At 62.0% G+C, this 23682-nt stretch carries 16 protein-coding genes, 2 tRNA genes and 1 pseudogene; 6 read left to right on the top strand and 13 right to left on the bottom strand.

Going from position 1 to position 23682, the window contains the following annotated elements:
• Window positions 1–16 precede the first annotated feature (16 nt).
• The 8 genes from ACVWZA_RS16620 to ACVWZA_RS16585 all read right to left on the bottom strand — a co-directional run bounded on the left by ACVWZA_RS16620 (window position 17) and on the right by ACVWZA_RS16585 (window position 13640).
• Window positions 17–2977: a TonB-dependent receptor gene (locus ACVWZA_RS16620; RefSeq protein WP_457312379.1), complete on the bottom strand. Its 2961-nt coding sequence runs from the start codon at window positions 2975–2977 to the stop codon at window positions 17–19.
• Between the two features lie 154 nt (window positions 2978–3131).
• Entirely contained in the window at window positions 3132–4637 is a 1506-nt protein-coding gene (locus tag ACVWZA_RS16615) for a tryptophan halogenase family protein (RefSeq protein WP_457312378.1), read from the bottom strand.
• On the bottom strand, window positions 4634–5665 hold the full coding sequence (locus ACVWZA_RS16610; protein ID WP_457312377.1) for a cupin-like domain-containing protein: 1032 nt from the start codon (window positions 5663–5665) through the stop codon (window positions 4634–4636). Before ACVWZA_RS16610 ends, ACVWZA_RS16615 begins: the two co-directional genes overlap by 4 nt.
• Window positions 5662–7161 (bottom strand): MFS transporter, encoded by a 1500-nt coding sequence (locus ACVWZA_RS16605; protein WP_457312376.1) that lies wholly within the window; start codon window positions 7159–7161, stop codon window positions 5662–5664. The genes ACVWZA_RS16610 and ACVWZA_RS16605 overlap by 4 nt, the downstream gene beginning before the upstream one ends.
• Window positions 7161–8138, bottom strand: coding sequence for an alpha/beta hydrolase (locus tag ACVWZA_RS16600; RefSeq protein ID WP_457312374.1), 978 nt, complete (start codon window positions 8136–8138; stop codon window positions 7161–7163). The genes ACVWZA_RS16605 and ACVWZA_RS16600 overlap by 1 nt, the downstream gene beginning before the upstream one ends.
• Entirely contained in the window at window positions 8135–10195 is a 2061-nt protein-coding gene (locus tag ACVWZA_RS16595) for a glycoside hydrolase family 97 protein (protein ID WP_457312372.1), read from the bottom strand. Before ACVWZA_RS16595 ends, ACVWZA_RS16600 begins: the two co-directional genes overlap by 4 nt.
• Entirely contained in the window at window positions 10192–11817 is a 1626-nt protein-coding gene (locus tag ACVWZA_RS16590) for an alpha-glucosidase (protein WP_457312371.1), read from the bottom strand. The genes ACVWZA_RS16595 and ACVWZA_RS16590 overlap by 4 nt, the downstream gene beginning before the upstream one ends.
• Window positions 11814–13640: an alpha-amylase family glycosyl hydrolase gene (locus ACVWZA_RS16585; protein WP_457312370.1), complete on the bottom strand. Its 1827-nt coding sequence runs from the start codon at window positions 13638–13640 to the stop codon at window positions 11814–11816. Before ACVWZA_RS16585 ends, ACVWZA_RS16590 begins: the two co-directional genes overlap by 4 nt.
• Window positions 13641–13848: 208 nt before the next feature.
• Here ACVWZA_RS16585 and ACVWZA_RS16580 point away from each other — a divergent pair, with 208 nt between their 5' ends.
• Entirely contained in the window at window positions 13849–14871 is a 1023-nt protein-coding gene (locus ACVWZA_RS16580; protein WP_457312369.1) for a LacI family DNA-binding transcriptional regulator, read from the top strand.
• 3 nt (window positions 14872–14874) lie between these two features.
• On the opposite strand, the gene ACVWZA_RS16575 is transcribed toward ACVWZA_RS16580, so the two are convergent.
• The 3 genes from ACVWZA_RS16575 to ACVWZA_RS16565 all read right to left on the bottom strand — a co-directional run bounded on the left by ACVWZA_RS16575 (window position 14875) and on the right by ACVWZA_RS16565 (window position 17070).
• The gene (locus ACVWZA_RS16575) at window positions 14875–16266 is read right to left on the bottom strand and encodes an alpha-amylase family glycosyl hydrolase (protein ID WP_457312368.1); all 1392 of its coding nucleotides are present in this window, start codon (window positions 16264–16266) and stop codon (window positions 14875–14877) included.
• 281 nt (window positions 16267–16547) lie between these two features.
• Window positions 16548–16623, bottom strand: a tRNA-Ala gene (locus ACVWZA_RS16570).
• Between the two features lie 129 nt (window positions 16624–16752).
• The gene (locus ACVWZA_RS16565) at window positions 16753–17070 is read right to left on the bottom strand and encodes a TIGR02300 family protein (RefSeq protein ID WP_457312367.1); all 318 of its coding nucleotides are present in this window, start codon (window positions 17068–17070) and stop codon (window positions 16753–16755) included.
• A gap of 141 nt (window positions 17071–17211) precedes the next feature.
• Here ACVWZA_RS16565 and aroA point away from each other — a divergent pair, with 141 nt between their 5' ends.
• The 5 genes from aroA (at window position 17212) to ACVWZA_RS16540 (ending at window position 21826) form a co-directional block, all read left to right on the top strand.
• Window positions 17212–18561, top strand: coding sequence for a 3-phosphoshikimate 1-carboxyvinyltransferase (gene aroA, locus ACVWZA_RS16560; protein WP_457312366.1), 1350 nt, complete (start codon window positions 17212–17214; stop codon window positions 18559–18561).
• 8 nt (window positions 18562–18569) lie between these two features.
• On the top strand, window positions 18570–19214 hold the full coding sequence (cmk, locus tag ACVWZA_RS16555) for a (d)CMP kinase (RefSeq protein WP_457312448.1): 645 nt from the start codon (window positions 18570–18572) through the stop codon (window positions 19212–19214).
• A gap of 266 nt (window positions 19215–19480) precedes the next feature.
• A complete protein-coding gene (gene rpsA, locus ACVWZA_RS16550; protein ID WP_457312365.1) occupies window positions 19481–21220 on the top strand; it encodes a 30S ribosomal protein S1 in 1740 nt (579 codons plus the stop codon).
• 188 nt (window positions 21221–21408) lie between these two features.
• Window positions 21409–21687 (top strand): integration host factor subunit beta, encoded by a 279-nt coding sequence (locus ACVWZA_RS16545; RefSeq protein WP_457312364.1) that lies wholly within the window; start codon window positions 21409–21411, stop codon window positions 21685–21687.
• A 56-nt stretch (window positions 21688–21743) separates the two neighbouring features.
• Window positions 21744–21826 (top strand) — tRNA-Leu (locus ACVWZA_RS16540).
• A gap of 516 nt (window positions 21827–22342) precedes the next feature.
• On the opposite strand, the pseudogene ACVWZA_RS16535 reads toward ACVWZA_RS16540, so the two are convergent.
• A pseudogene (locus ACVWZA_RS16535) lies at window positions 22343–22573 on the bottom strand (zinc ribbon domain-containing protein); the annotation flags it as partial.
• A gap of 219 nt (window positions 22574–22792) precedes the next feature.
• Complete coding sequence (locus ACVWZA_RS16530) at window positions 22793–23473, bottom strand: energy transducer TonB (protein ID WP_457312363.1); 681 nt, start codon at window positions 23471–23473, stop codon at window positions 22793–22795.
• Between the last annotated feature and the right edge of the window lie 209 nt (window positions 23474–23682).

The raw sequence follows: 23682 nt of genomic DNA, 5'->3' as shown, positions 1-23682 counted from the left end.
CGGTAAAGCCTGTGGATCAGAACTTGTAGGAAATGCCGGCGAGGAAGCGGCGACCATAATCCTGCGAGTCGATGATCAGCTTGCTCGCCGAGTCCTCAGTAACGAAGGGTTCGCTGGTCAGGTTCTGGCCCTGCACCAGGATGCCGAGGCCCTTGAGCGCACCGCTCTGGAATTCATAACCGATCTGACCATCGACCACCGTCTCGCCCCGCGCCTGCCGGTTGCGTGCGCCCGGCCCGAGCGAGATGACTTCGGCGAGGAAGCTCGACCGGTAGCGGATGCTGCCACGCGCCGAGAAACCCGCCTTTTCGAAGAAGACCGTCCCGTTCGCCACGTGTTTGGAGAGACCCGGCAGTGGTTGATCCGGGCTGTTCGGGTTGCTGATACTCGACTTGGTATAAGAATAACTGCCGATCACGCCGAACCCGTCGAGCGCGGAGGTGAACAGGCTGAAGGGTAACGTCCCCGAGACCTCGCCACCATAAAATACGCCGCCCGAGCCGTTCACCGGTTGAGTGACGACACCCAACAGTGTGCCGGGTTGCCGACTGCCCGGTGGTAGATTCGTCGGCACACCGGCGAAGTTATACAGGAGCTTCTGATCGTAAATATAGCTTTCGAGGTATTTATAGAAACCCGCGACTGCGAAATAGGCCGAGCTATTAAAATAATGCTCGAAAGACACATCGACACCGTCGGCGATCCATGGCCGCAGCCTGGGATTGCCGCCACCTGCCGCAAAAAAGGCGGCGAATGGATCGGTGGATGTCAGCAGCGAAGGATTGGTCGAGTAGTTGAACGAGGCCTTTAGCTGATCCATCCGTGGACGTGCCAGCGTTCGCGCGACGCCGACCCTGAGCACATTGCTGTCGTCGAACCGCATGCTCAGATTCATGCTTGGCAATATCTCGGTGTATTTGACGCCGTCATCGCTGACTTGGGCTGTTCCGCTGAGGTTGGAAAAGCTGTCAGAGCTCTGGTCGGTATAGACTATCTGAGCGCCGACATTGCCCGAAAAAGTCCCGCCGCCGGCAGGCGTGTTGAAGTTGAAACGCAGCCAACCGGTCGCGACGTTCTCCTCCAGGCCCCAAGTGTTGAATCTGACCGGTTCGTTAGCCGCAACCAGGCGAGTCAACACGCCATCCCTCACCAGCGCGAGCGGATCGAAGCTGACCTGCCCCGGAATGCCGAGATAGGCGAGGCTGGTGGTCCCGAGATAATATTGCGACGGCACCAGAACGCTGGTCGTATGCGTCGGGTCATTGATGTTCGCCGTCGCCGCCAGGAAATCCGATGTCGGAACATACGTCTTCTTGCGCGATGTATAGTTGGCACCGACTTCGAGCGCGTTACCGCCCCCCAGATCGCGCGATGCGCTCAGCCTGAATGCATAAAGCCGATCCTTCACGTTCGGCTCGCTGTAGAACCCGTCCTGCCCGCCGGGCACTGAACCATCGCGTGGGCCGTCGGCCCAGCCGCGCGGGCTGGTCAGCCGGATCAGATTAGGATCGGCATAATTCACATTCGTGTTGAAGGTGGTGATGCCATTGTCTTCGGTCTGGAAACCGACCGAATCATAGGGACCGTTGCCCACGCCGCGCGACGTGCCGGCATAGGTTTCGATATAGATGTCCTTGCGCGTCACCCGCGAATAGCTGGCATCGCCAATCAGGGTCCATGGACCGGTATTGTATTTCAGATTCCAGCCGGCCGAGAAGATCTTCGCATTGCGTTCGACATAATCGTTGCGCACCACGCCCTTCACATGATCCCATGTGCCGGACACGATCGAATTGCCCTCGATGACATAGTCGGGGCGCAGCACTTCGCCGCCGCCGCCCCACCAGAACGGGATCTCTATCCCGCGCAGGACCTGCTTTTCCTGGAACTTGGTATAAAGCACGTCGATCGTGCTGTTTAAATCTTCGCTCGGCGCCCATTCGACTGTGCCGATCAGGCCGGTACGGGTGAGCTTGTTCGACTGGACGAACGGCTTGGCGCCGCCAATGACATATTTGCCCTGTGCCGCGGTATATTCCGGGCGGACATCGTAAAAGTCATCGGCGGTGTTCGCCGGCGTGCCGTTGTTATTCAGCGTGCCATAGGTTGGGTTATGGCCGTCGAAGGTCGGATAGCCCCATGCATTGAAGCGCTCATACTGGCTCGGCGAGCTATTGTGCGCAACGCCCAGCGTGATGCCGATGGTATCATTCGCGAACTGATCGATAAACGTGCCGCTGACCCGATACCCCTTGTTGGTCGTACCGCGATTGAGTTCGCCCTTGGTGACGAGCTCGCCGCGCGCGCTGCCGGCAAGGACGCGCTTGCCGTATTTCAGCGGACGCACCGTGCGCAAGTCGATCGTGCCGGACACGCCCTGGCCGATCAGTCCCGCCGACGGGGTCTTGTAGACCACCACCTGCCCCAGCAGTTCGGACGGATACTGGTCGAATTCGACCGCGCGGTTGTCGTTGGTCGTGACCTGTTCGCGACCGTTGAGCAAAGTGGTCGAGAAGTCGGGGGCAAAACCACGGATCGAGATGACCTGATCGCGGCCATCGACACGCTGCGCGGTCAGGCCGGGCAGGCGCGCGATCGATTCGGCGATCGAGTTGTCGGGCAGCTTGCCGATATCTTCGGACGAGATGCTCTCGACGATCTGGTCGGAGCGGCGCTTTTCGGCGATCGCGTTGGCGATCGAGGCGCGAAAACCGGTGACGACGATGTCCTTGGCATCCTCTCCGGGAACGGCGGCATCTTCGACCGGAACTTCAGTGCTCGTGCCGGGCGTCTGAGTTACGGCAGGATCGGGCGAGCTTGGCGGGTTCGTCGAGGCCTGAGCGAAGGCGGTGCCGCTGAAACCGGCTGCCAAGGTAGCGACGGTCAGCGCATAGAGGCTGCTGGTGGCCCAGCGCCTGGCGCGCGACGGCGAAAATTCCGTAGGCGCTGCGTTAATGATAATATTGGTGTCGAGCACTTCAGTCCCCCTCTAAAGACGGCGCCGCTTCTCCTCCTCGTACGGAAGGTTGCGAACGCCCCTTATCGAGGTTGGGCATACCGGCTTTTTTGGAGGCGTGTAGTGCGCATACGTATGCCGGATCACGCATACGTATGCAGTCGATCAGAGTGGCTTAGGCCATGCCTAGGCGCTTTAGCCATGTCTCGTGCCGCGGCATTTCTCCCGCCGCCGCGGTTATGATCGATCGCAGGCTGGCCAGACGCGCATCGGCCTCGGCCGGGCGGCGCTGATCGATCAGTGGATCATGGCGTGCGGGGATGATGCCCTGCCCGATCAGCACGGCGATCCAGCTGGGGTTCTGGAACAGTTCCGGGCCGGGCGAAACGATGCGGCCATGCTTGCGGAAATGGTCGATGCGCCAATCGAGTGAATCAGGCAGCTTCATTGCGCGAGAGGCTTGCCAGAGCGGCTCGTCGCGCCGGTTTGCATGGTAATGCAGGATCAGAAAGTCCCGTATGCGTTCATATTCTTCCGCAGTCAGCCGGTCATATTCGCGCGGTCCCGCAGGGTCGCAATCGCGGTCGGGGAACAGTGCGAGGAAACGGGTGATGCCACTCTGCACCAGATGCAGGCTGGTCGATTCGAGCGGCTCCATGAAGCCGGCGGCAAGGCCGAGCGCAAGGCAATTGCCGGTCCAAAAGCTGTGCCGCCGGCCGGTCGTGAAGCGGAGCACACGCGGGTCGCCGATCGGAGTCCCTTCCAGCGAACCGAGCAAGGTCGTGCTCGCTTCGTCCTCGCTCAAATGCACGGAGGAAAAGACATAGCCGTTGCCGATGCGGTGCTGCAGCGGAATGCGCCATTGCCAGCCGGCGGCGCGCGCGGTCGAACGGGTAAAGGGCGGGCGTTCGGCACCGCCGTCGCTCGCAACGGCAACCGCGCGGTCGCACGGCAGCCAGCAGCTCCAGTCATGATAACCGACACCCATCGCGCGACCGAGCAGCAAGCCGGCGAAACCGGAGCAATCGATAAAGAAGTCGCCCGAGACGCTGCGGCCGTCGGCCAGTTCGACCGAGGTAATGAATCCGGTGTCGGCGGCGCGGCGCACATCGACCACCTTGCCTTCGGTGCGAACCACCCCGGCCGCCTGAGCGCGGGTGCGCAGGAAGCGCGCGAACAGGCCCGCGTCGAAATGATAGGCATAATCGAGTGTCGATTGGACCATGCGCGGATTATCGACCGGGTGCGCGAACCGTCCGTGCCGCGCCGCGACGGCGCACATCGAATAATCGTCGAGCGGCGTCGGGTCGCCACAGAGATGGGCGCGCAGCCAATATTGATAGATCGGCACCATGTCGAAATTGATGCCGTAAGTGCCGAAAGGGTGGAAATAGCGATCACCCTCCCCGCCCCAACCATCGAACTGGATGCCGAGCTTGAAGCTCGCGCGCGTGGCGCGAACAAAGCTTTCCTCGTCAATGCCGAGGCCGCGCAGATATTGCTTGATCGGCGGGATCGTCGCCTCGCCCACGCCGACGATGCCGATCTCTTCGGATTCGACCAGTTCGATCGCGCAATTGCCGCGCAGCGCATTGGCGAGCGACATCGCCGCCATCCAGCCGGCCGAACCGCCGCCGACGATAATGATGCGGCGCAGCGCCCGCTCCGGTTGCGTGTTCACGGCTTGAGCGGACCGGCCAGGAAAGTCATCAGGGTGCGGCGCATATCCGGCGTCATCTCGCCGAACAGGCCACGCGCGTCGGGCGGTACATGCGCCATCGGATCGCCGTTTGTGCCGAAGATATAGTGATCGAAGAACGTCCGCCATGCGACGCGTTCATTGTCGGGCAATGATTTGAGTGTCAGCAGCGCGTGGAACAGCGTGAACAGTGGCGTGATCGTCCAGTCCGGTCCGTCGCGCCACCAGAAGTTGATCATCGCGCCGACCGGATCGAGTGTCTCGACATGATGCCACCACAGGCTGGGCATGTAGAGCACGTCGCCCGGCCCGAGATCGGCGATCTCCGCCGCCGCCATCGCATCGCGGAAAAGCGGGAAGCGATCAAAATCGGGCGCGGCGAAATCGACCAGGCTGATCGGCTGGCCCGCGAGCGTGAAGTCGAGCGGCCCGACATAAAGGTTGGCGACCTGATCGGTCGGGAACAGGGTGAAGCGCCGCCGCCCCGCGACGACGCAGGCGAGGTTCTGCGGCACATCCCAATGCGCCGCAGTGCGGCTGCGCCCGCCGATCCACAGCGACACCAGCATCTCGCGGTCAGCATCGAGCAACGGCATCGGCAGCGCGGCCAGCAGTTCGGGCATGACCTTGGGCAGCGGCACGCCCCCGGCATAAGCGGAAAACGCCGTCGGATCGTCGCGATTGTCGAGGATATAGGCGAGCAGGTCATGCATCTCGACTGTTCGGCGTTCGTGATTCAAGCCCCTCAGATCGTCGGAATAGCTGAAGCGGCCGCCGATGGCCGGCGCGCCGAACCAGGCATCGACCGCGTGCTTCGCCTCGAACCGCAGGAGATAGTCGGCAAGGGCAGCGTCGGACTGCGTGCCCGCCGCGACGATCGGCCAATCACGCACCTGGCCTTTCAGGATCACCGGCCGGCCGGCCGGCACGATCTCCGCCTCGAACCGCGCGCGACTCACGCCCTCGATCACCGGGACCGATGGCGTTCCCGCCCAGAGATCCTGGGTCACGCCGCCTTCACGCGCAACATCGCCAGCGCGGCAAGGCCCATCACCACTGCGGCAATGATCATCGTCCAGACCGGCTCGCCGGGAAACCAGCTCTTGATCACGCCGCCCATTATTGTCGCGACGATCAGCTGCGGCAGGACGACGAAGAAGTTGAAGATGCCCATATAGATCCCAAGCTTGCGCTGCGGCAGAGCGTTGGCAAGCATGACATAGGGCATAGTCAGAATCGAGGCCCAGGCGATGCCGATACCGATCATCGGCGCGATCAGCAGATATTGATCGCGCACGAAGAACAGGCCGAGAAAAGCGAGCGCGCCGCATGACAGGCCGACGATATGCGTGCGCGCCGCCCCGAGCCGCCGCGCCAGCCCCGGCAGCAGGAAGGCGGCGAGCATCGCCACGCCGCTATAGATCGCGAACAATACACCGACCCAGCTCCCCGCTTGGTTATAAGCGTCGGACGTCGGATCGAGCGTGCCATAGACATGCTGCGCGATAACCGGTGTGGAATAGATCCACATGATGATCAGCGCGCCCCAGGTAAGGAACTGGACCAGCGCGAGTTGCTTCATCGTCTTGGGCATGGTCGCCAGGTCGCTGACGATATGGCTGAGGACATTGTCGCCTTTTCCCGCGCCGACCAGCACACGCGACACGATCTGCGCCACGCCATATGCCGCGATGCCCCCCGCCACGAGATAGGCTTCATTGGCTGAGGCGAGTACACCCGATCGTTCCGCCCACCAGATCAATGCGGCGACAGCAACGCCGCCGGCGACCCATAGCGCCCCGTACGGTTGCGCGACAATCGGTTCGGCGGCGATCTCCGCATCGGTCGCGCTCTCCTCGCCGAACGCGCGTAGTTCTTGCGGTGAATATTCCCGCGTCGACAGCACCGTCCACAGCACCGCCGCGAAGAGCATCGCGCCGCCGAAATAGAACCCATAGCGCACCGCGTCGGGAAGCTGACCGGCGGTGGCCGAATTGGACACTCCGAACCAATTCTCGAGCACCCAGGGCGCCAGGCTGGCAACGACCGCGCCGGCACCGATGAACGCGGTCTGGAACGCATAGCCGGCGGGGCGCTGCTTTTCCGCGACCATGTCGCCGACGAATGCGCGGAACGGCTCCATCGAGATATTTAGCGATCCATCGAGCACCCATAACGTGATCGCCGCGACCCAGATCGTTGGGGAATTGGGCATCACGAACAGCGCGAGCGTCGACAGGATCGCGCCGATCAGAAAATAGGGCCGGCGCCGGCCGAACCGCCCCCAGGTGCGGTCGCTGAAATACCCGACCAGCGGCTGAACGAGCAGCCCGGTCAGGGGCGCGGCGATCCACATCAGACCGAGACTCTCGATCGGCGTGCCGAGCGACTGGAAGATGCGGCTTGCGTTCGCGTTCTGCAGCGCGAAGCCGATCTGGATACCGAAAAAGCCGAACGAGATGTTCCACAACTGGGGAAATTTCAGCGTCGGTCGCGTCGTTCGCATCATCCTTCTCCCCGGTCCGCACTTGCGCGCGTTTCACGATCGCCCAGTAGCCAGACGAGGATATCGTCAAGGCGCGCCGCCCAGGCATTTTCCTCATGCGCCGCGCCGGCATAGTTGCGGCTCGCGAAATCGCGATCTTTGCGCCAGCCAAGTGCGGTCAGATCCGTGTCGATCGCGCTCTGCCAGGGTGCATAACCGGCATCGAGCGTTTCGGTCCCGTGGTCCATCCAGAGCCGCCGTCCGTCCGGTTTACCGAGCTTGAGCGTCAGATAGTGTTTCCACAAGCCGGCGACATTCGCTTTGAACGGCCCTACATCGTCGGGGTCGGCGAGTGGCCAGTGCGTCGAGACGCACCCCGCGCGTCCGAACACTCGGGGATATTCGACGAATGCATAGCAAGAGATGAGCCCGCCCATGCTCGAGCCGATGATCGCTGTGTGTGCCGCGCCCGGCAATGTGCGGTAATGGCCGTCGATGAACGGCTTCAGTTCGGTGACGAGAAAGCGCAGATAGGCGTCACCGGTGATCGGTCCGTTAGCCAGGCGGTCGAACTGCGCGCGCAACTCTGGTGCTGCGGCTTCATACAGGCTTTGCGGGAAATATTGCCGGTACCGCGCACCGCCCGGGTGATCGATGCCGACAATGATCAGCGGGGCGATACGCCGAGCCGCGACCAGGCGCTGCACCGATTTATCGGCAGCCCAGACCTTGCCGAAGCCCGAGCGCTCCGGGCGGAAGAGATTCTGCCCGTCGTTCATATAGGCGACGCCGTAGCGCCGATTGCCGCGACCATAACCGGGCGGCAGCCAGATGGTGACTCGCGGTGCCGTGATCTGGGCCGAGGCCATGGCGGCGATCTCGACGAAACGTCCGTCGCCAGCCGACGCCGCCGGCTGCGGCAATAGAGCGAGACCCAGGAGCAGCGCGACGAACAACCGCCACCATGGATTGGACACGACCACAGCGGCCCGCGTCACCGCCGACCCTTGGGCGCGACGAAGCGGATTGCCTCGCCCCCGCCCGGCCCCATCGGCAGCGTCAGCGTGTCGCCGCGCTTGACCCGCTTGGTCTCGATGGTGATCGCGTGCCGTGTATCGGTGCGATAATCCGCGCCGGGCCCGTCGCGATAGATCTGCGCGGTATAGACCTTGCCGGGATCAAGGAAGTCGAGCGTCACATTCAGCGAACGCGCCGTCTCGTCGGTCACCGCGCCGAGATACCAGTCGGCGGAGCGCCGATCCTTGCGCGCGATGGTGACGTAATCACCGACCTCGCCGTTCAGGACCCGTGTTTCGGACCAGTCGGTCGGTACATCCTTGATGAACTGGAACGCGCCGGCATTCTTCTCGTAATTCTCCGGCAGGTCGGCGGCCATCTGGATCGGTGAGTAGATCACGACATAGAGCGCAAGCTGCTTGGCGATGGTCGACAGGATGTCGCTGTCGCCGCGTCCCTTCAGGCTCAACAGGCCGGGGGTGAAATCCATCGGCCCGGCGAGCATCCGGGTGAAGACGAGGTTCGCCTCATGCTCGGGCGGGTTCTTTGGCGCGCCCCACGCATTATACTCCATCCCGCGCTGCCCCTCACGCGACACCCAATTGGGCCAGGTGCGACGCAGGCCGGTATCTTTGATCGGTTCGTGCGCATCGATCGCGATGTGGCGCTTCGCCGCTTCGGTGACGACCTTGAGGTGATGGACCGACGCGGCCTGCCCCTCATGCCAGTCGAAACGAATATGCCCATCGGCGCCGCGCACGCGAAACCCGCCGGCATCCGAGACATAGCCAGTCTTGACCGAATCGACGCCGATCTTTTCATACAGGTCGAACGCGGCACCCATTTGATCCTCGTAATGCGCCGCATTGGCCGCAGTCTCATGATGGCCGATCAGACTGACACCCCTGGATCGCGCGTAACCGGCGAGTTTGAGCAGGTCAAAATCAGGATAGGGTTTGGCGAAGTCGAAGTCGTTGCCGTCGGCGAACCAGTTGCCGTCCCAGCCGATGTTCCAGCCCTCGACCAGCACACCGGTGAAACCGTTCCTGGCGGCGAAATCGATCATCTTCAGCGTATTCGCGGTGGTCGCGCCATGCTTCGGGCCAGAGCCCCAGGTCTGCGTATCGAGATGCATGCCCCACCAGATGCCGACATATTTGCGCGGTCGGACCCATGACACGTCGCCGAGCTTGTTGGGCTCATTGAGGTTGAGGATCAGGTTGGACATGTAGAGCCCGGCAGCATCCGGGCTGATCGTCACCGTGCGCCACGGCGTGGCGAACGGTGCCGCGCGGCTGACCTTGGGACCGATCGAGGACGGAGTGAGCATCGCCTTGAGCAAGCCGCCCTGGACCTTGGCGAGGTTCATGCCGGCATAATCGACCAGCGCGGCCTCATGGATCGACAAATGCAGGCCGGCCTCCGTGCGGAAGGTGATCGGCGTCTGCGCGATGCCGACCTCGGCGATCGGCGTTCGGTTGTAGAGATATTCCGCCCGGTTCGATTCGAACGCCGGCGACCACCATGCGGTGGCCGGCTCGGCGACGCTGAATTGGGTCAGTTCCTCGGCGATATTGGCCTGTTTGAGATTGGGCTGATCGGGGAATTGATAGCGGAAGCCGACCCCGTCATCATAAAGCCGGAATATGATATCAAGCATGCGGTGCAGTGCCGATGTCTCCATCAGCCGCACGCGCATTTCGGTGTAGCGGTTGCGGATTCTGGTCCGCTCACCCCAGGGCTGGTCCCAACTGGAATCGCTGGTCGCGCGCTCGACCGTCGCGATCCGGAAATTGCGGAACATCTGCGGCGCGTCGGTGAACAGGAACCCGAGTTGCGACGGCGCGATCACCGGCTTGCCCTGACGATTGATGGCATAGGCGGCATGCCCCTCACCATCGATCGTCACCGCGACCGAAAGCGTGCCGGACGGGGATGATGCGGTCGCTTCGGGAGACTGCGCGGCGGCAGGAACGGACAGTGCAAGCAAAACGAAAGCGCACAGCGCGGCAACCCTCCGGCCCGGGTTACCTATCATGCGATGCGCTCCGCGATCAGCGCCGCGAACGGGCCGAAGCTCCACTGCTCGACCGCCCCGACCTGCTCGATCACTTGCCAGCGGCCAGCCTGTTCGGGCTGCCAGTCGTGACGCTCGTCGGAAAAGTTGAACACGCAGAGCAGGCGCTGCCCGGCCGAAAAGCGTTCGAACGCGAGCATCGCCCCGGACGCTTCGAGCACCCGGATATCGCCGACCAGCAAAGCGTCATTGGCGACCCGGAGCGCGAGGACACCGCGCGTGAAGGAAAGCATCGATTGCGGATCGTCGTTCTGAAGATCGACCGCGAGTGCGCCGTGATCGCTGCCCAGCGGCAGCCAGGGCTTGCCGTCAGAAAAGCCCAGCTCGGCCTTGTCGGCAGACCAAGGCATTGGCGTGCGCGCGCCGTCACGCGAAAGCGTCAGCGGCCAGTTGGTGATCGCTTCCGGATCCCGCAGGTCGTCGAACGCGATCTCGACCTGGGTCAGCCCGAGCTCCTCGCCATAGTAAAGGAAGATATTGCCGCGCAGACAGACCAGCAGCAGCATCTTCATGCGCGCAAACGCGGCGCGATGCGCAGGCGCCGCCCAACGCGAGATAGCGCGCGGCGCATCGTGATTTTCGAATGCCCAGCTCGGCCAGCCGATACCTGGCGTGTCGGGCCAATTCTCCACCGCCGTGCGCACCAGAGCCGGGGTCAGCCGGTCGGCGTAAAGGAAATCGAAGCCATAGGCGCTGTCCAGCCGACGCCGATCCGCCGTAAACAGCTTCATCTCGCGCTCGCTGTCCTCGCCGCCGACCTCGGCGACGGTGAAGCGCACGCCGTAACCGTCCATCAGCCGCCGCACCCGTTCCAGAAAAACGGAGATATCGGGATGGCTTTGATTATGGACATGCAGCTGGAAGTCAAACGGGCGTGTACGCGGCTTGTTGGACGGCGGCGCCGGCGGATTGTCGGTCAACGCCGGGTCATGCATCGAGAAGTTTATCGCATCGAGCCGGAACCCATCGACGCCGCGATCAAGCCAGAAGCGGGCGATGTCGAGCAGTTCGCCCTGCACCGCCGCGCTGTGCACATTCAACTGCGGCTGTGCGCTGAGAAAATTGTGCATGTAATATTGGCCGCGCCGCGCGTCCCAGGTCCAGGCCGGGCCGCCGAACACTGACTGCCAATTGTTGGGCGGACTGCCATCCGCTCGAGCGTCGGCCCAGACATACCAGTCGGCTCGCACACCGTCGCGGCCCGCGCGGCTGTCTGCGAACCATTCGCAGGCATCCGATGTATGCGACCACACCTGATCGATGATCACCTTCAGGCCAAGCGCATGGGCGCGCTCGATCAGCGCGTCAAAATCGGCCAATGTGCCGAAGATCGGATCAACGTCGCGATAATCCGCCACGTCATAACCGAAATCGGCCATCGGCGATTTGAAGAAGGGCGACAGCCAGATCGCATCGACGCCAAGTGCGGCGACATAGTCGAGATTGGCGGTGATGCCGGGCAAGTCGCCGATGCCGTCGCCGTTCGAATCCGCAAAGCTGCGCGGATATATCTGATAGATCGCAGCCCCACGCCACCATTCGCGCGTATGATCCGCCATCGGCAGTTCGGCAAAATCGGTCATTGCACGCGCTCCGCCGTGCACACCGCATAGCCAAGCGGCGGCAATGTCACCTTGACGCTGCCCGGTGCGCTGGCCCGCGCGGCGCACCCGCCACCGGCAAGCATAGTGAAATTGCGCGATGTCACGTCCACCTCCACCTGTTTTTCCACCGGCGTCATGGCCGTGTTGAACAGCAGCAGAAATTCGGCCCCTGTTACCGGGTCGAAGCGCGAGATTGCGAGCAAGCCGGGTTTGTCGCCGCGCGCGCGCAGCACCTGCCGCCCGCGCGTCAGCGCTGGATGAGAAATGCGCAGTCTTGCAAGCATGGCGACCTGTTGGAAAAGCGGATTGGCGGTACCGAAATGCGCCGTGGCGGTGGTGGTATCGGTGCCGATCAACCTGTTGTCATTATAGACCGCGACCCGGCTGCCGAACATGTCTTCGCGCGCGTCCTGATCGTTGCCGTCGCTGACGAACCCCTGTTCGTCGCCGGAATAGATCGTCGGCACGCCGCGCAAGGTAAGCAACATCGCGCTGGCGAGCTTGAGCCGGTCGAGCACTTCCGCGTCGCTCGCCTCAGGCCGCGCCTTGCGGACATAGGTTGCGAAGCGCCCGGTGTCATGATTGCTTATAAAGGTCGGCAAGGTCATCGCCGTCGCCGCGCCACCGGCATAGAGCGCATCGCCATCGATCAGCCGCTCCCAGGCGTTAGTCCCTTGCTTGCCTGCGACGGTTTCGACCACTGCCTGCCGGAAGGCGAAATCGAGCACGCCGGGCAGCTTGTCGACGATCGTGTGTTTAGCGAGCGCGCCGACATCCAGCGTCTCGAGCGCGACCTCGCCGAAGATGTGGAAATTGGGTATGCCCTTCGACTTGGCGCGCGCCAACATCGCCGGAACGAAGGCCGCCCAGAATTCGGGGTTTACGTGCCGCGCGGTGTCGATGCGGAAACCGTCGATGCCATAACGGTCGATCCAGTCGCCGAAAATCTCGATCATGCCATTGATGACGCGCGGATCCTCGGTCATCAGATCGTCGAGACCGAAAAAATCGCCCATCGTCGCGCTCTCGTCGAACATGGTTGAATTGCCGCGATTGTGATAGAATTTCGGCTCGTTGAGCCAAGCCGGAACTTTCACCTTCTCCTGCCCCTTGGGCACGAACGGCGTGTAAGCGAAGGTCGCATCGGTCAGCTTTGCGAAATTTTCCGCAGTGCGGACCTGGTCGCCCACGAACCCGGGATTGATCGGTGCCCCTCCGACACCGCCACGGCGTTGATAGGGATAATCCGCACGATCGCGATAGCTGCAACCGCCCGCTGGACAATCATGATATTGGATCACATCGGCGGTGTGGTTGGCGATGATGTCCATATAGATCTTCATGCCCATCGCATGTGCCGCATCGACCAGAGCCTTGAACTCCGCGTTGGTGCCGAGATGCGGATCGACCCGGGTGAAGTCAGTGATCCAATAGCCGTGATAGGCCGCAGATTCCTGCCCAGGCGGCCCCTGAACCGGCTTGTTCTTGAAGATGGGGCCGACCCAGATCGCCGTCGCGCCGAGCGATTTGATATAGCCGAGCCGCGCGGTCAGACCCTTCAGGTCGCCGCCATGATAGAACCCCTTGGCGGTCGGATCGTAGCCGGTCTTGAGCCGATCGCCTTTCAGCCCGCCGCGATCGTTCGACGGATCGCCATTCTCGAACCGGTCGGGGAGCAGGAAATAGATCACCTCGTCCTGCGGCAGGCGATCGCGATAGCTGGCAGGCGCGGCGTCGCGCGCTTCCAGCGGCGACGGGAGCGTTGCGACGAGCAACGCGGCAAGACTGATGAGCTGCTTCATGGCGCGCAGGTGAATCGACCCTCCCCGGATGCCCGCCGCACATTCACGACAACGGTGCCCCGACCATTGTCTTGTGATCATAGTCCCGGAAAACCAAGGCTCTGGTATACGTATTCAGCAGCCACTTTGTTGTTGACGCGAAGCGCGTTACACTGCGCCTAAGGCGTCCGCGAGATGACGCAGGGTATCGAGAGGACAGCACGCCGCAATGCCGGTGCAGGAAAAAACCACATCGTTCGATATCGCGGCATTGGCGGGGGTTTCGCAGCCGACCGTCAGTCGCGCGCTGCGCGGCGACCGCACGGTCAGCGAGGCCACGCGCAAGCGCATTGAGGCGATCGCCCAGCAGCTTCATTACAAGGTCGACAAGAATGCCTCGTCGCTGCGGCGCGGGCAGAGCAACACGCTGGCATTGCTGTTCTTCGAGGATCCGCTGCCCGACGGCTCGTTCATCAATCCGTTCTTCCTGTCGATGCTGGGATCTATCCTGCGCACTTGCGCCGCGCGCAGCTACGACCTGCTGACCTCGTTCCAGCAATTGTCTTCTGACTGGCATGTCGATTTCGAGGACAGCCGCAAGGCCGACGGGATCATCCTGCTCGGTTATGGCGATTACGAGATCTACCGTTCGCGGCTCGAACAGCTGGTGTCGCAGGGCACGCACTTCGTACGCTGGGGATCTGTCGATCCCGATGCTCAGGGTACGACGATCGGTTGCGACAATGTCGCTGGCGGGCGCGATGCCGGCCGACATCTGCTCGGGCTTGGCCGGCGGCGGATCGCCTTTATCGGAGATGCGTCCGGCCATTATCCCGAGTTCCATGGGCGCTATCGAGGCCTGTGCGCGGCGCTCGCCGAAGCCGGTCTGCGCCCCGATCCGGGCCTGCAGGTCGATGCCCTGACGATCGAACAATCGGGCTATGAAGCGGCGCACCGGTTGATCGGGCGCGGCATCGGGTTCGATGCGATCTTCGCCGCCTCGGACATGATCGCGATCGGCGCGATGCGTGCATTGCAAGAAGCGGGCATGAGCGTACCCGAGCAGGTCGCGATCGTCGGATTCGACGATATCCCGGCCGCCAGCCTTTCCCACCCTCCGCTCACCACCATCGCGCAGGATTATGGGCGCGCGGGTGAGATGCTGGTCGACGCGCTGATCCGCCAGATTGCCAACGAACCAAGCGACACCACTCTGCTTCCACCGCGCCTGATCGTCCGCAAGACGACCTGACGCCTATTTGGCCGAGGTGGCGAGGACGCGGTAGCTCCACGGGGCAAGGGTCAATTCGCTGGCGCCGCCGATGGTCACCGCCTTATCGCCGTCGAAGTCGCGATACGTGCCGATGGTCGGACCATCGGTGAATTTCACCGACTGCCTGTCAGGCGACATGTTGAACAGCGCGAAGACCTTGTCGCCGTCCTTCTCACGCACGAACGAAAGGACCTTGGTCGGCACAGTGTTGACCACCGGGACCATCCTCGCGCCCCAAGGCGCATTCCACAGTGCCGGATGCGCTTGGCGGAACGCGATCAGCCGTTTGAACAGCGCATTGTTGGGATGGTCGCGCCAGACGATCGGATCCTTCTCGAAGAATTTCAGCCGCTTTGGATTGCCCGCCTCCTGACCGTTATGGATCAGCGGCATTCCCGCCCCGACGAACGACAGGACGATGGCGTTGTTCAGGCCGGGGCCGAAGCGTTCGAATTCGGTTCCCTCCCATGCGTTCTGATCATGGTTTTCGGTATAGACCATGCGCTGCGCGACATCGGGCCATGCACCCTCGGCTTCGGAATAATAACCAAACAACGCCGTCGCATCGGCCTTGCCAAGGCCGATATCGTGCATCGCGTTGTTCCATTTCCACGCATAGCTCGCGTCGAACGACGCGCGGTGGACATCGCGGTGATCGAATTCGGCAAGCATGAAGACTGGCTTGATCGCGTCGAGCTCCGCGCGCGCATTCTCCCAGAAATCAAGCGGCACCCAGCCGGCGACATCGGCACGGTAGCCATCGATTCCGACCTCTCGCACCCAATATTTCAGCGCTCCGGTCATATATTCGCGCAGTGCCGGCTTCGAATAATCCAGGTCGATGATGTCGCTCCAGTCGAACCACAGGGTCGGCCGGTCGGCGCCTTTCCAGTCCTTCTTGTACCAGTCGGGATGTTGATCGTGGATCGGTGCGTCCCAGGCGGTATGGTTGGCGACCCAGTCGAGAATGACGTGCAAGCCGAGCTTGTGCGCGGTGTCGACAAAGGATCTGAGGTCGGCGACGGTGCCGAATTCGGGATTCACCGCATAATAGTCGCGTACCGCATAGGGGCTGCCGAGGCTGCCTTTACGGTTCTTCACCCCGATCGGATGAACCGGCATCAGCCAGATGATGCCGACGCCCATCTCCTTCAGCCGTGGCAATTGCTTCTCCGCTGCGCGGAAATTGCCTTCCGGCGTGAACTGACGCGTGTTGATCTGGTAAATGACCGCGGACTTCGACCATTCCGGGTGCGTAATCGTCGAGAATGGCTGCGGCGTGTAACGAGCCGGAACCGTCTGGCCCATCACGGTCGCCGGCACGACACCCACGATAAGCGCGAATCCCATCGCCGCCGCTTGCCCGATCTTCATGCTGGCATCTCCCCGTTTTTTGTATCGGCGGGGTTTGCCCGGCGTGCACCACGGAAGCAATTGGAGCCGGGATGAATACGTATGGGGCGCGGGAGCACAGAAGGAGATAAGCCTTCCAATGGGCTGCGCTTGCCCGAGCCGGTGATTGCACCAAGCCCGATTCGCCGCAACAGCGTCTCGATCAGTTCACAATAATCTGCTGGGTGTGGGACTGAAATGAGGGACCAACTTGTCCCCTGACCTTAAAAATTCAGCATATCCGCCGAAAAAAGACAAAGAACTGGTGGAGCCGTGGGGGATCGAACCCCAGACCTCTGCAATGCCATCGCAGCGCTCTCCCAGCTGAGCTACGGCCCCATCCGTTCAGGCCCTTGGGCCTTGGGAACGTCGCCCCTAAACGGGCGACGCTTCGTTGGCAAGCGGCTGTATCACCGCCTGCGCATCAATTTCTTGCCGGCCCGGATATTACCGGGCCGGCAGGTCATATCAATGTTCGTCTTCGGCGATCGGCGCATCGACGCCGAGATCGTCGTCACCACCAAGATCGACCTCGTCATCGGGCGAGGGCTCTTCATCTTCACCGGTGTCCAGATCCTCGTCGTCGCCGGCGAGATCGTCGTCTTTCTTGACGAGTTCCGGCTTGGGCGCGTCGAACGGCAGCGGCTGCTTCGACTTGAGAATCGGTTCGGGATTCCAGGTCGATCCGCATTCAAGACAGGTGACCGGGTCATCCTTGCCAAGATCGTAGAAACGGGTTGCGCATTTCGGACACGATCTTTTCGTGCCCCATTCCGGCTTGATCATGTGCCGACTAGACCTTTCAGGACTATTTGGGATTTGAGGCTCCTCTTGCGAGGATGATTTTGAGTTCCCTCTTGCAAGGGCTGGCTACAAAGTGGGGCGCGCCTTGCCATAGCGCAAGCGCACTGTCAAAGCGCCGCACCAATGTCGCACCAAGCCCCTCGTCCGCTCGAAATCACCAACTCCGGGCCGCTTGTCGGCCGCGTCACCGTGCCCGGCGACAAATCGATCAGCCATCGCGCGCTGATGCTGTCGGCACTCGCGGTCGGCGAAAGCCGGATCGAGGGATTGCTGGAGGGGGAGGATGTGCTCGCCACCGCCGCCGCACTTCGCGCCATGGGCGCCGATATCGTACGCGATGACGACGGAATCTGGACGGTGCACGGCGTCGGCGTGGGCGGCCTGTTGCAGCCCGAACAGGCGCTCGACATGGGCAATTCAGGCACCTCGACGCGGTTGCTGATGGGCCTGGTGGCGAGCCATGGCATCACCGTGACCTTCACCGGCGACGCGTCGCTCTCCGCTCGCCCGATGGCGCGGGTGATCGAACCGCTGTCGATGATGGGCGCCGACATCACCGCGAGTCCGGGTGGACGCTTGCCGCTGATGGTGCGCGGTATGAACCCGGCAGTGCCGATCAGCTACACCCTGCCGGTCGCCTCGGCGCAGGTGAAATCGGCAATCCTACTCGCGGGACTCAACACACCGGGCATCACGCGGGTGATCGAGCCGGTCGCGACACGCGACCATAGCGAGCGAATGCTGGCCGGGTTCGGCGCTGACCTGAGCGTCGAGGAAGCGTCCGGGGGGCGGATCATCTCGCTGGTCGGCGAGGCCGAGCTCAAGCCGCAACATATCGTCGTGCCGGGCGATCCGTCGTCCGCCGGGTTCTGGGTGGTCGCGGCGAGCATCGTGCCGGGATCGGACGTGCTGGTCGTCAATGTCGGCATGAACCCGACGCGTACCGGCCTGTTCGCCGCACTGCGGCTGATGGGCGCGGATATCACCGAACGGGATTCGCGGATCGTCGGCGGCGAGCCGGTCGCCGATCTGCGCGTGCGCCATGCGCCGCTCCACGCGATCGAGGTGCCCGCCGATCTCGCGCCGAGCATGATCGACGAATATCCGGTATTGTTCGTAGCGGCAGCCTGCGCCACCGGACGCACCGTGGCACGCGGCGCGCATGAGCTGCGCGTCAAGGAATCAGACCGTATCGCGGCGATGGCCGCGGCACTGGGCGCGATCGGGGTGGAGACCGAGGAATTCGAGGACGGACTGGCGATCCAGGGCAGCGGCGGCGCGCCATTGCGCGGCGGTGGCATGATCGCCTCGCTGCTCGATCACCGTATCGCGATGAGCATGACCATCGCCGGGCTGGTCACGCGCGACGGCGTGACGATCGATGACGTCTCGCCAGTCGCAACAAGCTATCCTATGTTCTTCCACACGCTCGACGAATTGCGGGGACGGAATTTGCGGGAACAGACACCATGAGCGAGCCATTGGTGATCGCCGTCGATGGCCCCGCCGCATCGGGCAAGGGCACGATCGCGCGCGCGCTGGCGAAGCATTATGGCCTGCCCCATCTCGACACCGGACTGCTCTACCGTGCGGTCGCCGCCAATGTCAGCCGGATGGAGCTCGACCATAGCATTGAGGCGGATGCTGTGGCGGCGTGCGATTTCGATGATTCGCTGCTCAACGATGAGGCATTGCGCAATGACGAGGTTGGCAAGCTCGCTTCGGTAGTATCCGCGCATCCGCTGGTCCGTGCCTCGCTGTTCCACCGCCAGCGTCGCTTCGCGCAACAAGCGGGCGGTGCGGTGCTCGACGGGCGCGACATCGGTACGGTGATCGCGCCCGACGCAACCGCCAAGCTGTTCATTCGCGCGACCCCGACGATCCGTGCCAAGCGCCGGCACGCCGAATTGCGCGACCGGGGATCGACCGTCAGCATGGACAAGGTGCTCGCCGACATTCGCGCCCGCGACTTTCGCGATTCGACGCGCAGTGCGGCGCCGCTCGTGCCGGCCAATGACGCGGCGCTGCTCGACACGAGTTTCCTGTCGATCGAGGCATCGGTACAGCGCGCCATCGCGCTGGTCGAAGATCAACGGCAGCGCAAGGCGAACAGCAGCCCGTCCTGACCTGAGGTCGCCTCGGCGCGGCAAGCCTCGCGAACCTTGCCTTTTCCCCTCCTTGCCGCTATCTGCGCCTCCGTCCGGCGAGCGGTGCTCGTGGAGGAAGGCGCGGAGTCATGCTCTCGCGCCCTTTTCGCATTTGAAACGCGTCGAGATCCTCCTGTTTCCGTTCGGATGGATGCCGCGCCGGTATACGGCCGTCGCGGCGTTTTGGCCAAGACCGCCGGAGACAACCGGCTGGCCGGAAACTGAACTTAGGACGTACATATTTTATGGCCACTCAGGCACATCCAACCCGCGACGATTTCGCCGCCATGCTCGAAGAAACGCTCGGCAGCGCCGACAGCTTCGAAGGCCGCGTCGTCAAGGGCACCGTTACCGGAATTGAAAACGACCTGGCCGTCATCGACGTCGGCCTGAAGTCGGAAGGCCGTGTGCCGCTGCGCGAATTCGCAGCGCCGGGCCAGAAGGCCGACCTGAAGGTCGGCGACGAAGTCGAAGTCTATGTCGACCGCGTCGAGAACATCCATGGCGAAGCGATGCTGTCGCGCGACCGCGCACGCCGCGAAGCCGCATGGGACAAGCTGGAAACCGAATTCGCCAAGACCGCCCGCGTCGAGGGTACGATCTTCGGTCGCGTCAAGGGTGGCTTCACCGTCGACCTGAACGGCGCCGTGGCATTCCTGCCCGGCTCGCAGGTCGATATCCGCCCGGTCCGTGACGTCACCCCGCTGATGGACATCCCGCAGCCGTTCCAGATCCTGAAGATGGACCGCAAGCGCGGCAACATCGTCGTGTCGCGCCGCGCGATCCTCGAAGAGACGCGCGCAGAACAGCGTTCGGGCCTGATCCTGAGCCTCGCGGAAGGTCAGATCATCGACGGCGTGGTCAAGAACATCACCGATTACGGTGCGTTCGTCGATCTCGGCGGCATCGACGGCCTGCTCCATGTCACCGACCTCAGCTACAAGCGCGTCGGCCATCCGAGCGAAGTGCTCAACATCGGTGACACGGTGAAGGTGCAGATCATCCGCATCAACAAGGACACGCAGCGCATCAGCCTCGGCATGAAGCAGCTCGAGAGCGATCCGTGGGAAGGCGCGATGGTCAAGTATCCGGTCGGCGCCAAGCTGTCTGGCCGCGTGACCAACATTACCGAATATGGCGCATTCGTCGAACTGGAAGCAGGTATCGAAGGCCTGGTTCATGTGTCGGAAATGAGCTGGACCAAAAAGAACGTCCATCCCGGCAAGATCGTCTCCACTTCGCAGGAAGTCGATGTCATCGTGCTCGAGGTCGATCCCGAGAAGCGCCGCATTTCGCTTGGCCTCAAACAGGCTCAGGCGAATCCGTGGGAAGCCTTTGCCGAGGCGCACCCGATCGGTTCGACCGTCGAAGGCGAAGTCAAGAACGCGACAGAATTCGGCCTGTTCATCGGCCTCGACAACGATGTCGACGGCATGGTCCACATGTCGGACATCGCCTGGGGCGTGTCGGGTGAGGATGCCCTCAACCTGCACCGCAAGGGCGAGACGGTTCAGGCCGTCGTGCTCGACATCGATGCCGAGAAGGAGCGTATCTCGCTTGGCATGAAGCAGCTCGAGCGCGGCGCTCCTGCGGTCGGCGCGACCAGCGGTGCAGCCGCTGCGAGCGGCGGCGGTTCGGGTGGCCTCAATAAGAATGCGGTCGTTACCGTCACCGTGCTCGAAGTCCGCGATGCGGGCCTTGAGGTTCAGGTCGGCGACGATGGCGCGACCGGCTTCATCAAGCGCACCGATCTCGGCCGCGACCGCGACGAGCAGCGTCCGGAGCGTTTCCAGGTCGCGCAGAAGTTCGACGCGATGGTCACCGGCTTCGATCGTTCGAAGAAGCCGACCTTCTCGATCAAGGCGATGCAGATCTCCGAAGAGAAGCAGGCTGTGGCGCAGTACGGTTCATCCGATTCGGGTGCATCGCTCGGCGACATCCTCGGCGCGGCGCTCAAGGCGCAGAGCGGCGAGACCAAGAAGTAAGAATCGGCGGCGGGAGGGAATTTTTCTCTCCCGCCAGCCCGATTTGGGCGTTTTAGTGTCGAATCGGTCCTATCGGTTTGACGCGGATGAGTATATCGTTTCGCAGGCGTTCGTGTCAGGACGCCGGTCCGGGCTCATGCGCACCTGTCCCATGGTGCGGTCCTTGATCGAGAGGGAATGAACACGCCATGATCCGATCCGAGCTTGTCGATATGCTGGCCCTGGACAATCCCGATCTCGCGCTGCGCGATATCGAGGCTATCGTCAGCACCTTTTTCGACGAGATTTCCCGCCGCCTGGCCGCCGATGGCCGGGTCGAGTTGCGCGGCTTCGGTGCCTTTTCGACTCGTGCGCGTGATGCCCGTATCGGCCGCAACCCACGCACCGGCGAAACCGTCGACGTGGTCGCCAAGCGCGTACCCTATTTCAAGCCGGGCAAGGAAATGCGCGCACGCCTCAACGTGTGAGGCGTTGACCGGCGTGAGTTGACGGGACCGCTCGTCCACGCCACCAAGCTGTGCATGCGGACGTGGCGAAATCGGTAGACGCAGGAGACTTAAAATCTCCCTCTTCGGAGTGCGGGTTCGAGTCCCGCCGTCCGCACCACTCCCGGTCAAAACCGTGAACCGGGGTTCCAGTCGAAATGTCGATGTCGTTGGCGACTTCCGCTAAGGAAGATTCAGGGCCAACGATCTCGATCATAGCGTCGCTCACCACCACCCGTGCGATGACCGCGTTGACGAAACGGCGCTTGCGCCGGATGTCCGCCCCGATCAGCAACTTCCGCATTTTAGCGCCCTGTTCGGCTGCCTCTGCATCGGACAGCGGGCGGACGGTATTGGCGATCAGGTTCTCGCTGGAGGCGATTTGCAAGCCGAGACCGGCAACCTCGGCCTGAACTGCGTCGAGCTTATCCATAAAGCCCTGACGTGCCTTCATACCTTGGTCGGCTGCCAAGTCCCACAAGTTGCCTTCCCTGCGCTTAGCAGCTTGCAGAAGCACCTTGAGTTGCTTGACCCGAGCCGACGCTTCCTGACGTGCGCCGGTATGCATCTCTGCTGCTCGCGCAACGATTTCGCGAATCCTTTGCGGCGTTAGCAAATCTGACGCGACCTTATCGACGACAATTTCGTCCAATTCATCACGACGGATCGAGGCGGGATTACCGCCAGCGCACATGCCGGTTTGAAGTTTGGCAGCGCACTTGTAGTAGTAATATACCGTGCCAGTGCGGCTCGTCCCGGTCGCCAATTGCATGTTGCCCCCGCATGAGCCGCATCGCGCGACTTTGGACAGGAGAACGTCGCTCGTAGTGGTACGCGGTGGAGTGTTGCGCCGATCGCGTTCTGCCAAGAGCCGCTGCTGAGCCAACGGTTTTTTAAGTCCGGTCGTAATGTCACAATGCGAACAGTCGGTAATTAGGTAGCGAACCGTCGTCAGCCGAGCAGTCGATCAAGCACTTTGGCGCCAACTAGGCCGTAGACTCACAAAAGCGGTCGGTCTGCAAGCGCCCAGTTGCGGACGTTGGCGGTCTACTCACATGGCGAAGGAATCGGACAGTAGGTCATCGGGCTACATATACCAGTTAAACATTTTTTGTATTTCGCCCGCCACAGGCGCGCCGTCCGCGTCCCTTCCTGCGAGGAAACGGCCACGCTTGCGTAGAAACTGACAAGTACCCTCGTCTAAATCTGATGACCCGCTTGATACGCTGACATTGCAAGAGACAAGTTTTCCGGTTGCATCAATTTTCAATTGGACCGTCACGCGCCCACTTACTCCGCGATGCTTGGCTTCTGGCGGGTAATCTTCAGGGCCCGGGTAAGGTTGCGAGACCATTGGCTCGCGAGATTTATCGGGTAAAAATCCGGAAAACTCTTTTTCAACGCAATGATATTCTATTAAGGTTTTATCTTTGAATGAATATTTAGTTTCATTATGCAAAATTCGTGTCTTTGAAAAATATGTTACGTGCTTTGCAAATATTTGTCCGGGCGAAAGCATATCATCTTCCAAGATAAGCCCAGATTCGTCAGCGAGCACAATATGATTTTTCGAAAGGCACTTTTCAGAGCACCATATGCCAGCATCGGCATCGATCTTTAGCACAATATCGGTAGTGTTTGGCGGCGCATCTGCCGCTGGCTTACAAATTAAGTCAAGGCGATTTGGGAGCGCATAAGCAGTCTGCGCGCACGACAAAAGCAAAATGACCGGCGCATATCGGGCAGACGACGTCATTAACTTGCCCATAAAATGTAATGATCCACCAGTTTATTACCTGATCCCTCGTAACTTAGATTGGTTGAGATGCCAACACAACTGCCATTGCCGCGCGGGTCGCGCTGAAAGCCGCCCTTCCGCTTTCCTGAAGAGTTTCGGATGCCGGCAGGCGTACGAAAGTCTGGGAGGCCCGAACCCGCGGGGCCCAAGCATCGACCTATGGGGATTTGGGATTTTGG

Source organism: Sphingomonas sp. UYAg733, assembly GCF_054057355.1.
Note: the sequence above shows the minus strand (reverse complement) of the source record. Positions and strands in the feature narration are given on the sequence as shown.